Origin of the sequence: Murimonas intestini (assembly GCF_024622195.1) — a bacterium.
Lineage (GTDB): Bacteria > Bacillota > Clostridia > Lachnospirales > Lachnospiraceae > Murimonas > Murimonas intestini.
In genome coordinates this window covers 161,345-173,544 of record NZ_JANKBI010000003.1, presented here as the reverse complement: position 1 = coordinate 173,544, position 12,200 = coordinate 161,345, and the positions used below count along the sequence as shown (strand labels likewise).

12 protein-coding genes are annotated in these 12,200 nt (G+C 45.5%); 3 read left to right on the top strand and 9 right to left on the bottom strand.

Annotated features, from left to right (window positions below; genetic code table 11):
• Positions 1 to 20 precede the first annotated feature (20 nt).
• Genes NSB28_RS06875 through NSB28_RS06865 form a run of 3 tightly spaced genes read left to right on the top strand, consistent with a single transcriptional unit; the run spans position 21 to position 1,392 of the window.
• The gene (locus tag NSB28_RS06875; RefSeq protein ID WP_109626180.1) at positions 21 to 755 is read left to right on the top strand and encodes a LytR/AlgR family response regulator transcription factor; all 735 of its coding nucleotides are present in this window, start codon (positions 21 to 23) and stop codon (positions 753 to 755) included.
• A gap of 60 nt (positions 756 to 815) precedes the next feature.
• The gene (locus tag NSB28_RS06870; RefSeq protein ID WP_109626179.1) at positions 816 to 1,091 is read left to right on the top strand and encodes a type II toxin-antitoxin system prevent-host-death family antitoxin; all 276 of its coding nucleotides are present in this window, start codon (positions 816 to 818) and stop codon (positions 1,089 to 1,091) included.
• Positions 1,084 to 1,392, top strand: coding sequence for a type II toxin-antitoxin system RelE/ParE family toxin (locus NSB28_RS06865; RefSeq protein WP_109626178.1), 309 nt, complete (start codon positions 1,084 to 1,086; stop codon positions 1,390 to 1,392). Before NSB28_RS06870 ends, NSB28_RS06865 begins: the two co-directional genes overlap by 8 nt.
• Positions 1,393 to 1,527: 135 nt before the next feature.
• On the opposite strand, the gene ppdK is transcribed toward NSB28_RS06865, so the two are convergent.
• The 9 genes from ppdK to cls form a co-directional block, all read right to left on the bottom strand.
• Positions 1,528 to 4,152: a pyruvate, phosphate dikinase gene (ppdK, locus tag NSB28_RS06860; protein WP_109626177.1), complete on the bottom strand. Its 2,625-nt coding sequence runs from the start codon at positions 4,150 to 4,152 to the stop codon at positions 1,528 to 1,530.
• A gap of 255 nt (positions 4,153 to 4,407) precedes the next feature.
• Positions 4,408 to 5,340 (bottom strand): CAP domain-containing protein, encoded by a 933-nt coding sequence (locus tag NSB28_RS06855; protein WP_109626176.1) that lies wholly within the window; start codon positions 5,338 to 5,340, stop codon positions 4,408 to 4,410.
• Between the two features lie 151 nt (positions 5,341 to 5,491).
• Complete coding sequence (locus NSB28_RS06850; protein WP_109626175.1) at positions 5,492 to 6,280, bottom strand: zinc dependent phospholipase C family protein; 789 nt, start codon at positions 6,278 to 6,280, stop codon at positions 5,492 to 5,494.
• 29 nt (positions 6,281 to 6,309) lie between these two features.
• Entirely contained in the window at positions 6,310 to 6,879 is a 570-nt protein-coding gene (gene scpB, locus NSB28_RS06845; protein WP_109626174.1) for an SMC-Scp complex subunit ScpB, read from the bottom strand.
• 29 nt (positions 6,880 to 6,908) lie between these two features.
• Positions 6,909 to 7,658, bottom strand: a complete 750-nt coding sequence (locus tag NSB28_RS06840) for a segregation and condensation protein A (protein ID WP_109626173.1) — start codon at positions 7,656 to 7,658, stop codon at positions 6,909 to 6,911.
• Positions 7,659 to 7,701: 43 nt separating this feature from the next.
• Positions 7,702 to 8,502 (bottom strand): metallophosphoesterase, encoded by an 801-nt coding sequence (locus NSB28_RS06835; protein WP_109626172.1) that lies wholly within the window; start codon positions 8,500 to 8,502, stop codon positions 7,702 to 7,704.
• A 58-nt stretch (positions 8,503 to 8,560) separates the two neighbouring features.
• Positions 8,561 to 9,730 carry a D-alanyl-D-alanine carboxypeptidase family protein gene (locus NSB28_RS06830; protein WP_109626171.1) on the bottom strand — a complete coding sequence of 390 codons (1,170 nt, stop codon included), beginning with the start codon at positions 9,728 to 9,730 and terminating at the stop codon, positions 8,561 to 8,563.
• Positions 9,731 to 9,812: 82 nt separating this feature from the next.
• Positions 9,813 to 10,409 (bottom strand): putative ABC transporter permease, encoded by a 597-nt coding sequence (locus NSB28_RS06825; protein WP_109626364.1) that lies wholly within the window; start codon positions 10,407 to 10,409, stop codon positions 9,813 to 9,815.
• Between the two features lie 188 nt (positions 10,410 to 10,597).
• Positions 10,598 to 12,133, bottom strand: a complete 1,536-nt coding sequence (gene cls / locus NSB28_RS06820; RefSeq protein WP_109626170.1) for a cardiolipin synthase — start codon at positions 12,131 to 12,133, stop codon at positions 10,598 to 10,600.
• Positions 12,134 to 12,200: the final 67 nt, after the last annotated feature.

Here is a 12,200-nt window from a genome sequence, read left to right as displayed (position 1 = left end):
AGAAGGGATGAGTTAGTAATTTGAATATTGCCTTAGTAGACGACGAAGATGAATATCTGAATATGATAATAAAATACTGCCGGAAATTTGGAACACAAAACAATCTCTGTTTTGAACTCTCCGGCTTCAAAGATGGAGAAGCTTTTCTGAAAGATTTTGAGAAAGGCTCTTATTCCTTAGTTTTCATGGATATCTATATGGCAGGCATGAGCGGGATTGAGACGGCCCGCAGGCTCCGTGAAAAAGACAGTGAATGTATACTGATTTTTCTGACCTCCAGCCAGGACTTCATGCCGGATGCATTTTCCTGCCATGCTTTTGAATATATAACGAAACCATTTACTGAAGAAAGGGTTTTTCAGGTACTCCAGGATGCATTAAAGGTAATCCATCCTGTTTCCAGATTTATTGAGATCGTCAGTGAAAGGAAAACTATTCCTGTTTTCCTGACAGATGTGATGTCTGCCGTAAGTGACGGCCATTATCTGGCAATCGGCCTGACAGACGGCACATCTTTAAGGAGCCGCATGACCACAGGGGATTTTCTGGAGCTGACAGGCTGCGACTCACGTTTTCTCTCTGTCAACAAGGGAATCATTCTGAATGCCGACTATATAAGCAAAGTCGAAAACAACTGCTGCATCCTGGAAAATGGTGATAAATTTTCAATCCGCATAAGGAACCGGCTGCAGATAGAGCAGGCTGTGAGGGACTATAATTTCAGGAAGATCCGCGGCACGCAGAAACAATATTAAGTTGATATTTTCTCAAAATAACGATATAATATTGATAGAACTTTTAAGGAGGTGTTACTTATGCCAATGATCAGACCAAGCAGCGATCTGCGGAACAAATACAATGAAATCTCTGAATTTTGCAACCAATATCAGGAACCTGTTTTCATCACCAAAAACGGCAGCGGAGATTTGGTTGTCATGACTAATGAACTATATGAACGGTTATGCGGAAAATCCGACCTGCACCGGCTTCTGGATGAAGGTTTGGCAACTGTAAATACAGGACATGGAAGACCCGCCTCTGAGGTTTTTTCTGATTTAGAAAAAAAATTGGAGTTCTCTGCTGATGTATAGCGTAATCATAGATTCCAAAGCCGGCCGAGACCTTGAAGATATCATTATCTACATCACAGAAACCTTAAAGGCACCAGATGCAGCCAGAAACCTGTATCATAAGATTAAACAGGAAATCTTAAATCTGGAACTCATGCCCTATCGCTGCCCTCTAATCGCAGAGCCGCCATATTCCCAGATTGGTGTCCGGAAATTGTTTGTAGAAAACTACATTGCTTTCTTTGTGGTGGATGAAGCCGCACATGAAGTTCATATTTTTCGTATCCTTTATAACCACCGGGAATGGCACGATCTATTATAGCAGCAAAAGGAACTTAGGACATTTATCCCCTCGACAGCCGCCAGGGTCATGTAAGCTTGACTTTGGCTTGTATAAATCCTAAAAATAGGCCCTGTACAAAAGTACAAGGCCTATTAGTTTTTTACCTATTTAGAATTATTTATTATTCAAAGCTGCCTGAGCTGCTGCCAGTCTTGCGATCGGCACACGGAACGGTGAGCAGGATACGTAGTTTAATCCTACCTTGTGGCAGAATTCTACGGATGAAGGATCTCCGCCGTGCTCTCCACAGATACCCATCTTCAGGTTCGGGTTTGTCTTGCGGCCTTTTTCAGCTGCCATCTTAACTAACTGTCCAACACCATCCTGATCAAGTTTTGCGAATGGATCAGATTCGTAGATCTTGTTAGTATAGTAAGAATTCAGGAATTTTCCGGCATCATCACGGGAGAATCCGAATGTCATCTGTGTCAGGTCATTTGTACCGAATGAGAAGAATTCTGCTTCTTCAGCAATCTCATCTGCTGTCAGTGCTGCACGAGGAATCTCGATCATTGTACCAACATGGTAGTTGATATATTCACCTTTTTCTCTCATTACATCTTCTGCAGTAGCGATAACTACTTCTTTAACGAATTTCAGCTCTTTCTTCTCTCCTACTAACGGAATCATGATTTCAGGAACGATATCGTATCCCATCTCATCTTTAACTTCGATAGCTGCTTCGATGACAGCTCTTGTCTGCATCTTGGCAATTTCAGGATAAGTTACAGCAAGACGGCATCCACGATGTCCCATCATCGGGTTGAACTCGTGAAGGTCATCACATTTAGCCTGTACTTCTTCGTAGGTAAGTCCCATATCTTCAGCCAGAGCTTTGATATCTTCCGGATCTGTAGGAACAAACTCATGAAGAGGCGGATCCAGATAACGTACAGTCATAGGACGTCCTCTGAGGGCTTTGTACATAGCCTTGAAGTCTGCCTTCTGGAACGGGATCAGTTCATTTAATGCTGCCTCCCTGGCTTCTACTGAATCAGAAAGAATCATTTTACGGATCTTCGGAATACGGTCAGGATCGAAGAACATATGCTCTGTACGGCAAAGTCCGATACCTTCTGCTCCCAGTTTAACAGCGTTCTCTGTATCAGCCGGTGTGTCTGCATTTGTACGAACCTGCAGTTTACGGAACTGGTCAGCCCAGCGCATGATACGTCCGAAGTTTCCGCCTACAGCTGCTTCTTCTGTAGCGATATCACCTTTGTAGATCTTACCTGTTGTACCATCAAGTGAGATATAATCTCCCTCGTGGAATGTATATCCGCCAAGCTCGAATACTTTATCTTCTTCGCTGATCTTGATCTCTCCGCATCCTGATACACAGCATGTTCCCATACCACGTGCAACTACGGCTGCATGAGATGTCATACCACCGCGGACTGTCAGGATACCTTCTGCTGCATGCATACCTTCAATATCTTCAGGAGATGTCTCAAGGCGGACAAGGATTACTCTCTCGCCTGCTTCATGTGCATTCTTTGCATCATCAGCTGTGAAGTAAACTTTACCTGCTGCTGCTCCCGGAGATGCCGGAAGAGCGGAACCGATAACTTCACCTGCTTTAAGCGCTGCTGCATTGAAAGTAGGATGCAGTAACTGATCAAGTGATTTTGCTTCAATACGGCAAACTGCTTCTTCCGGTGTGATCATTCCTTCGTCTACCAGGTCACAGGCGATCTGGATAGCAGCAGGTGCTGTTCTCTTTCCGTTACGTGTCTGTAAGAAGTACAGTTTACCTTCCTGGATGGTGAATTCCATATCCTGCATATCGCGGTAATGGTTTTCCAGTTTCATAGCCAGGCTCATGAACTGTTTGTAGCATTCCGGCATATCTTCTGCCAGTTTTGTGATAGGCTGCGGTGTACGTACACCGGCAACAACGTCTTCACCCTGGGCATTGATCAGGTATTCGCCATAAATACCCTTCTCACCTGTGGATGGGTTACGTGTAAATGCAACACCTGTTCCTGATGTCTCACCCATGTTACCAAATACCATTGTCTGAACGTTAACAGCTGTTCCCCAGTCTCCAGGGATATCATTCATACGGCGGTATACGATAGCACGTGGGTTGTCCCATGAACGGAACACGGCCTTAACAGCTTCCATAAGCTGGATCTTCGGATCCTGCGGGAATTCCTGTCCGCCCATAGCTTCTGTATAAACTGCTTTAAATCTCTTAACGAGTTCTTTTAAATCATCTGTTGTAAGGTCTGTGTCAAATTTAACACCTTTAGCTTCTTTTACTTCGTCAATGATCTTTTCGAAGAAAGACTTCGGAACTTCCATAACAACATCTGAGAACATCTGGATAAATCTTCTGTAAGAATCGTAAGCAAATCTTGCATTCCCGGTTTTCTTAGCGAAACCTTCAACAGAAACGTCATTCAGACCCAGATTCAGGATTGTATCCATCATACCCGGCATAGAAGCTCTAGCACCGGAACGAACGGAAACCAGAAGCGGATTTTCTGTATCACCAAACATCCTGCCGTTCTCTTCCTCTAACCAATTGATAGCCTCGAAGATCTGTCCCTGAATTTCCTGGCTGATCTTTTTGCCATTGTCATAGTAATTTGTGCAGGCTTCTGTTGTTACAGTAAATCCCTGTGGGATCGGCAGACCTAAGTTAGTCATTTCTGCCAGGTTAGCACCTTTTCCTCCAAGGAGGTTCCTCATTGCTGCATTGCCTTCCTTGAATAAGTAAACCCATTTTGCCATTTTACCAATTCCTCCTAAAATGTATTTGTTTATGTTAGTGCAGGAGAAAATCCCCTACAAAACAACCGCATCTGCGAAATACTCGCACAGTTCTATTTTAACCATAATTTCTGCACTCGTCAAGTTATTGTTGCCGTCGAAATGTATTTTTTTGTATACCCTTTTATACATTTTTAAAAAGACAGGGATGCTGCAAAATGCAGCATCCCCCAAAAAACAGCTATTATCCGCAGCCTCCGACGTATCCAAACAGATTTATGATGTAAATATCTGTGTCCAGTAATTAACTCCTCCGGCGTTCTGATAATATCCCACACCGATGGATGTATAATTCTTATTCAGGATATTTGCCCTGTGCCCCTCACTGTTCATCCAGCCTTTCATAACTTCCTCCGGCGTCTTCTGCCCCCAGGCAATATTTTCTCCTGACATTCTGTATGAGATACCTTTGTCATCAAGCGCTGTGGAGAAACTTCTTCCATCCGGTCTTGTATGTGAGAAGGAAATCTCAGTCTCAACCGCTCTTACCTGGGCGGCGGCAGATATGTCCACTCTCAGTTCCAGATCTCCCAGGCCGTTTTTCCTGCGCTCTTCGTTTACAAGCCTGCCGACTTCCCTGGCAAACTCTGACAGTTCTGACTGAGAAGAATCCGTATCAGGTGTCTCCGGCGATTCTGTATCTGGCGTCTCCGGCTTTTCTGTATCAGGTATCTCCGGCAGGTCTGTGTCCGGTGTCTCCGGCTTCTCTGTATCCGGCGCCTCCGGCAGCTCCGTGTCCGGTGTCTCCGGCTTTTCTGTATCAGGTATCTCCGGCAGGTCTGTGTCCGGCGTCTCCGGTTTTTCTGTATCAGGCGTCCCCGGCTTCTCTGTATCCGGAGCCTCCGGCAGCTCTGTATCCGGTGTCTCTGGCTTTTCTGTGTCCGGTGTTTCAGGCCTCTCCGGTTTCTGGGGCAGGCATGGTATCTGGATGACCGGGCAGTCAACACCTCCCAGATCATCACATTTAATGCCCAGAGATTCAAGCTGTTTTCTGACTTCCGCCGGGCTTCCGGCAACTACCTTTATCTGTCCGTTTGCAAGTCCGTTTAACTGGCTGTAGTTTCCGGCTGTATCAGCAGCCTGGGCATTCAGCGGCAGGATTCCTGCCAGAGTCAGAGACAGCATTGCAAGTACTGTTTTTGTTTTCATGTGTATCTCCTTTCATCTGCTTTATCAATCACGCTGTTACTTATGTAAATATTTACATTTTTGTTACGCAATTAATAAGTTTTTGTTACGTCAAAATCATAACACAGAATCCCGGAGCATGATACAAGTAAATAATGGCAGACCTGCGGGCTTACAGATAATTTCTGTCAAATCTGCAGTTCAGATAGCTCTCATCTTCTATCGTTTCATAAAAATCTTCAATCACTGTAACCGTTTCCGGAATAGCCAGCCTGATGAGCCTGAGCAGCTCTGCCGATCCCTCCATGCAGCGTTTGCTCCTCTTTTTCATCATGACCCTTCCGGATACCAGCTCTTCCGCATTCACCGCACGTGAGACTGTCAGAAGCACTTTCCGTTTGAAGGGATTCGGGCATACTGTAAGTGCTGTGTAGAAATGCATGGACCTGATCGCCTTAACGATCTGCCCTTCATCCAGCCCCTCAAAAGACTCCACGATCACCCTGACACACTCCTTCTGGGGTGAAAGCGCCTTTGCGGGACAGTACCGGAAGGGATTAAAGCCGTGACGCTCCATCAGGAAGCGGTCCAGGTCTGTCTCCAGCTCGTCATGGCCCGCCCCTGTCTCCTTCATATATTCTTCAATATAGGGATGGCAGGTGCTGTCCAGCATATAGTGGCAGATAAATCCAGTCAGATAAGACAGCAGTTCTTCATCCCTGTCTTTTAAGTACCTGGCCTTGCCTTTTCTGAAAAACTCCGCTGCTGCCGCCTCATGCATGGCATGTCCTCTTTCATTGACCTCGTTCTTTTCAAAAGGCCTGTAATAAAACAGCAGGTCCGGGCCGTGCAGGCCGATCAAAAAAGCCATCTTATGCCCGGCTATTACCTGCTTAATCTCTTCTGGAAGCTTCTGATAAACTGCTTTTCCAAACGCATCGTGTGTATATGTCGTCGGCATAGAACACCTTCTCCTTATCTTACTCGATATTATATATTCAGCTTAAGCTGCACTTCCTCTTCCGCCTCAGCCTTAAAATCTTCCAGCTGCACAGGGCTGACAGACGGCAGTTCCTCTAATGACTGGACCCCGAAATGCCTCAGGAATTCTTCCGTAGTTCCAAACATGATAGGCCTTCCCGGTGCATCAAGTCTGCCCAGCTCTTTCACAAGATTATATTCCACCAGCTTATTCACTGCATGGTCGCTCTTTACCCCTCTTATCTTTTCAATCTCCAGCTTAGTTATAGGCTGTTTATATGCAATGATGGACAGCGTCTCCATAAGTACTTCCGAGAGCGCCATCTTCTTCGGCTGTTTCGCCACTCTGATCAGATATTCATACATCTCGCTTTTGGTACACATCTGAAAGGCATTCTCCAGCTCGATGATTTTTATTCCTCTCTCCTCAGACTGATATTTATCCATCATATTATGTATGATCTTTTTTGTGGTCTCCGCATCCAGTTCTATTGCTTTGGCAATCTTCTCCACCTCTACGGAATCACCCATGGTAAACAATACAGCCTCTATTGCCGCCTCTGCATTTTTAATGTCCACATCTGTTCCTCACTTTAAACTTTTGTCTTTTATAACCCTTCTGCTGCAGTTATAAAAATATCTCCGAATATTTCTTCCTGATGAATGAGGATCGATCCTTCCTTCATCAGTTCCAGTATGACAAGAAATGTGATCACCACCTGCATTTTGCTGCACTGGGTCTCTAAAAGCTCTCTGAAATTACATTTTCGGGCATCTTTTATGTAAGTCCTGACATCTTCCATCTTTTCATCCATGTTGACCTCTTCTTTTTCCAAAGTACCAAATTTACTTCGTATAGGGTCTATTCTGGACTCCTGCTTTTTCATGATAGTTTTAAAGACAGAGTGCAGCTTTGACAGGGTCAGGCCGTCAAGGAGCTCGTCAATATCCACCACGGGCCTGTATTTCGCCACCTCTTCAGGTATGGTGGGTACCTTATACATTGTAAAGGCCGCATCTTCCTCCCTGTCCTTAAGCTCATAAGACATGAACTTATAGAGCTTATACTCCAGAAGCTTTTCTACAAGCTCCTGGCGCGGGTCTTCCTCTTCGCCCTCCTCATTGACCTCCTTGGGCAGGAGCATCTTGGACTTGATATCAATCAGCGTAGCGGCCATCACCAGGAATTCACTCATGATATTTAAGTCCTGCCGCTTCATCTCCTGTATATATTCCAGGTATTGATTGGTAATCTCCACAATAGGAATGTCATAAATATTTACTTTGTTCTTATCAATCAAATGCAGAAGAAGATCCAGCGGACCCTCAAATACCTGCAGTTTAACGGGAATTCCCATGCTCATAACCTCTGTCTTCCGTGCCTTTTATCATGTTTTTCCGTCAATCTTTTATCGTCACTGTCACCAGCTCCGGAGGATTATTGATCCTCATCTTTATGGAGTGCATTCCCAGACCTGAACTGACTACAAGCCAGTGCCTCTCTTTCTCATACAGGCCTCTGTCATACTTGGGAAACAGTTCAAACTGAGGGCTGACGATTCCTCCAAACTTTGGAAGGCGGATGAAGCCCCCATGAAGATGGCCCGATAGAGTCAGATCAGCTCCCCAGTCTGCATATGTCAGAAAATGCATGGGGTTGTGGGCAATCAGTATATTGTAAGCATCCGGGTCCGGCCTGCCTATGGTATTCTCCATCTCCCCCACAGAGAGCTGTGCCCTGCTGTGCCTTGTATAGAAACGCCTGTGCAGCTCATATCCATAAATGACTGCCGGCATTCCTTTTATCTTCAGGCTCAGCTTTTCATCCTCCAGGAGGATCACCCCAGCCTTTCTCAGAGAATGGGCATAATACTGGTAAACCCCCTGATATTTTTTTGTATACATTCGAAGGGATGACTCATGGTTCCCATTAGCATAGTAGACCGGATATTTCCAGGCCAGCCTCTGCATAAACTCCAGGACAGGCGTTACCTCAACCTTTTTAGCCGCTGTGAGCATATCCCCTGCAACCACTATCATATCCGGCATGATCGCGTCTATCGTTCTGAGCAGCCTTGAATTGTTCTTACCGTAGGACTGTCCATGAAGGTCGCTCAGCATTACCATGCGGATAGGACTTGTTGGGCCCGGCACCCTCCCGTCCAGGTTTACTTCATAATTTGTTATCTGAAAATTCTTCATATGTTCTCATCCCGTCTTTTTTTACTAGCGCTATACTGGAAAGTATATCACATTTTTATTATGTTGAAAAGCACTGGAATTTATCCCAGGCCTTCTTTAAATAGTCAAGATATCCTGCCTTGTCAACTGCTTCTTCAAAAATAATATCGACTGTGCCTATTTCTTTGCCGTCCAGCATATAGACAGCTTTTCCCGCCGCAGCTCCTTTTTCCACAGGGGCATTTATCTCCTCGTTCATCCTGATCTCTTTAGTGATAGCTGACAGGTCCGCCCCATTTGTATCCAGATACCTGAATTCCCCGGCAAAACGGCAGGCTGCATCCTCCTTCACGCCTTTAGATATCTGTACATTTGGGAGCTTCTCCTCATTGGCATCAGTATACAGTGCACATTTTCCGAACCCATAGCTGAGCAGAGTAGCTGCATTGTTAAATCTGGTCTTAGAATCCGGGGCGGCCATGATCACACTTATCATCTCTATGCCGTCCCTCTCGGCCACGGCTGAAAGACAGAATTTGGCAATACTGGTGCTGCCCGTCTTCAGCCCTTTACAGCCATCATAGCTGCGCAGCAGTTTATTTGTGTTTGTCAGCCCGAATTCACTGCTGCCCTTATTCGTCACATGTGTTATGTTCTCCATCCAGATAGTGGAATAATCAAATACCTGGGGGAATTTTGTGATCAGCTCTCTTGACATGAGCGCTATGTCCCTGGCAGTCGTATAGTGGTCTGTTGACTCTGTAAGCCCGCAGCAGTCCACAAAATGCGTATTGTTCATTCCAAGCTCTTTTGCCCTCTGGTTCATCCTTCTAACGAATTCTTCCTCTGTACCGCCTATCTTCTCTGCCATAGCCACAGCTGCGTCATTTCCTGATGAAATGATGATACATTTCAGCATAGTGTCCACTGTCTGTTTCTCTCCCTCTTCAAGGAATACCTGCGATCCTCCCATGGACTTTGCATGGGCGCTTGTCACCACCTCATCCTCCAGCTTCAGCTTCCCGCTTTCTATAGCTTCGAAAACAAGCAGGACTGTCATGATCTTCGTGACACTGGCAGGGCTTCGCTTCTCATCTGCTGCTTTTTCATAAAGCACAGTCCCCGTAGAGGCTTCCATAAGGATTGCCGCCGGGGATTCAATCTCCGGGCCGTCCTCCGCCGCACTTACCGGTATGGAAATCTGAAGAAGCAGGATACAGGCCAGACACACTGACAAAATTTTTTTCATAAAAACGCTCCTGACTCTATTATCTATTTAAATATAATAAAATCAGGAGCACTTTATTCCTTTTTTCTTTGCAACTGTAAATTTAGTTTCGGCAGAAACTTACAAATTTATTCTTTATCCTTCTGGCCTTATCCGGTACCTCGGGAAATTTCGCCTTGCACAGATGGACAGTAAAATCCACCAGATAATACACCATCAATACGCCCCCCAGAATACAGCCCGTCTGGTAGGGATACAGGTCAGACAGGAACATAACGAACTTATGCAGGAAAGTAAATAATATTAATACATAAAATCCCCAGGCAACTGAACTCTCCAGACAGAGTATCCCCTTATAGTTAAAGGGCTTCTCTGAATAGTCCCACCACACTTCACCAAAAACTGCCATCATCACCTTAGCCACCAGGAATTCCCAGGCCGTGGCCATGATGCCCCCTGCCAGGTAGAGCAGCACAAGGTTGTCCGCCAATGGCCTCAGCAGAAAATAAGCGATCAAAGCGCCAAATCCATAGATCGGACAGATAGGTCCGAATATAAATCCTCTGTTTACAAACCTGCGTCCGCATATGGACATATAAATAGTCTCAACAATCCAACCAAGTATACTGTAAATAAAAAACCACTGTACGATATGATAGACATCCGTACCAGTCCCAAAAAATGCCAAATCCCACGGCATGTCTTTTTCCTCCCTCATAATCCTCTTTAATCTACGCAGACAGTGAGTCTGCCGCAGCAGTCAAATGCATGTTACAAATGCATACCGCAATCTTACCATATACTTGCCAAATTATCCAGCCAGTTTGAAAACCTTAAAGGAATGTTAAATTATTTTTAATAACTATTTCCGATAAAACTGAAAAATCCCTAGAGCAGAGGTGCAAACAGCCTCAGAATGCTCTGCAGCGTCCTGACGGGCAGCGGCCTGCCAAGGCAGAATTCTTTTGTGATTTCCCTGCTCTTAGCCATGGTTTTTATGACGTCCTCTTTTACCTGCATCACAGCTTTCGTCCTGTACATCCAGACTCCGCACTCAAAATGCAGGTAGAGGCTTCTGTAATCCATGTTGATCGTTCCCACCACCGCAGTCTCATCGTCGCAGACAAAGGATTTTGCGTGGAGGAATCCGGGCACATACTCATATATCCTCACTCCCGCATCCAGAAGCTGTTCATAGTAGGACTGGGTCAGAAGGAAGACCATCTTCTTGTCAGGTATCCCGGGAGTCACTATCCTCACATCCACCCCGTTCTTGGCTGCCAGGCAGAGGGCTGTCATCATCTCATTATCAATGATCAGATAAGGTGTGAAAATATACAGGTAGCGCTTCGCCAGGCTTATCATATTCAGGTATACATTCTCACCCACAACCTCCTCGTCCAGAGGTGTGTCCCCATAGGGCTGGCAGAAGCCGTCGCCCTCAAAGGGCTCCGGATGCCAGACATGGGGCATGTAAGCAGCAGCGTCATCTTCCATTCTTGTAATCACATTCCACATTTCAATGAACATGACAGTGAAGCTGGCCACGGCCTCACCCCTGAGGCGCACCCCTGTGTCTTTCCAGTGGCCAAACCTCTTTTTCCTGTTGATATATTCATCCGCCAGGTTTATCCCTCCTGTAAAGCCTGTGTGCCCATCGATGACTGTGATCTTCCTGTGGTCCCTGTTATTCAGTATTACAGACATGATCGGCCTGAAGGGATTAAACGCGGCGCATTTGATCCCCCGCTTCTGGAGGCTTTTGTAAAATTGAGGAGGAAGGGTATTGACACATCCCATATCATCATAAACAAGTCTGACATCAACTCCCTGCTTTGCCTTTTCCTCCAGGATCTTTAGAACAGTATTCCACATCTCTCCCTGGTCAATAATAAAATACTCCATAAATATAAAATGCTCCGCCTTGTGAAGCTCTTCAACAAGGCTGGCAAATAATTCCTCACCGATAGGAAAATACTCCGCAGTTGTCCCCTCGCATACAGGAAAGCCGGCATAATCCCTGATATACCTGGAATGATTGGAGATCCTCAGGTCTTCCTCCTCTAAATGATTTCTCACTCCTTTATTCTCCTGCAGGAGCCCTCTTGTCCTCATAGCCTGTCTGGCCAGCTGGATCTGCATGTTCTTCGCGATCCTGGATTCCCCGAAGACAAAATAGATCACGGCTCCAAATACAGGCAGTGAAAGAATGAGTATCGTCCAGGCCAGCTTGTAGGAAGGGTTGATCCTCTTATTGACAAGCCACAGCACCATAAGAAGCGCCACAGCAGTCATCAGAAAGGAAAGTACCTTGAACTTCTCACCAAGAAATACCATCATCCAAACAAGAGCTGTCACCTGCAGGACAATTGCCATGCCCACATAAAACAATCTGCTGAATATTATTTTTAATATCTTTTTCATAATTCCCTTTTATCCTGCAGGGATCCCGTGTCATAAAACGAAATGCCTGCAATACGAAAAAAACCCC

Excerpts from the sequence above, each read along its gene's own strand:
- NSB28_RS06850 (WP_109626175.1), bottom strand. The coding sequence starts at position 6,280 with ATGCCGACGACATATACACACGATGCGTTTGGAAAAGCAGTTTATCAG.
- NSB28_RS06870 (WP_109626179.1), top strand. The coding sequence starts at position 816 with ATGCCAATGATCAGACCAAGCAGCGATCTGCGGAACAAATACAATGAA.
- NSB28_RS06855 (WP_109626176.1), bottom strand. The coding sequence starts at position 5,340 with ATGAAAACAAAAACAGTACTTGCAATGCTGTCTCTGACTCTGGCAGGA.
- cls (WP_109626170.1), bottom strand. The coding sequence starts at position 12,133 with ATGAAAAAGATATTAAAAATAATATTCAGCAGATTGTTTTATGTGGGC.
- NSB28_RS06830 (WP_109626171.1), bottom strand. The coding sequence starts at position 9,730 with ATGAAAAAAATTTTGTCAGTGTGTCTGGCCTGTATCCTGCTTCTTCAG.
- NSB28_RS06840 (WP_109626173.1), bottom strand. The coding sequence starts at position 7,658 with ATGGGAATTCCCGTTAAACTGCAGGTATTTGAGGGTCCGCTGGATCTT.
- NSB28_RS06825 (WP_109626364.1), bottom strand. The coding sequence starts at position 10,409 with ATGCCGTGGGATTTGGCATTTTTTGGGACTGGTACGGATGTCTATCAT.
- NSB28_RS06865 (WP_109626178.1), top strand. The coding sequence starts at position 1,084 with ATGTATAGCGTAATCATAGATTCCAAAGCCGGCCGAGACCTTGAAGAT.
- ppdK (WP_109626177.1), bottom strand. The coding sequence starts at position 4,152 with ATGGCAAAATGGGTTTACTTATTCAAGGAAGGCAATGCAGCAATGAGG.
- NSB28_RS06835 (WP_109626172.1), bottom strand. The coding sequence starts at position 8,502 with ATGAAGAATTTTCAGATAACAAATTATGAAGTAAACCTGGACGGGAGG.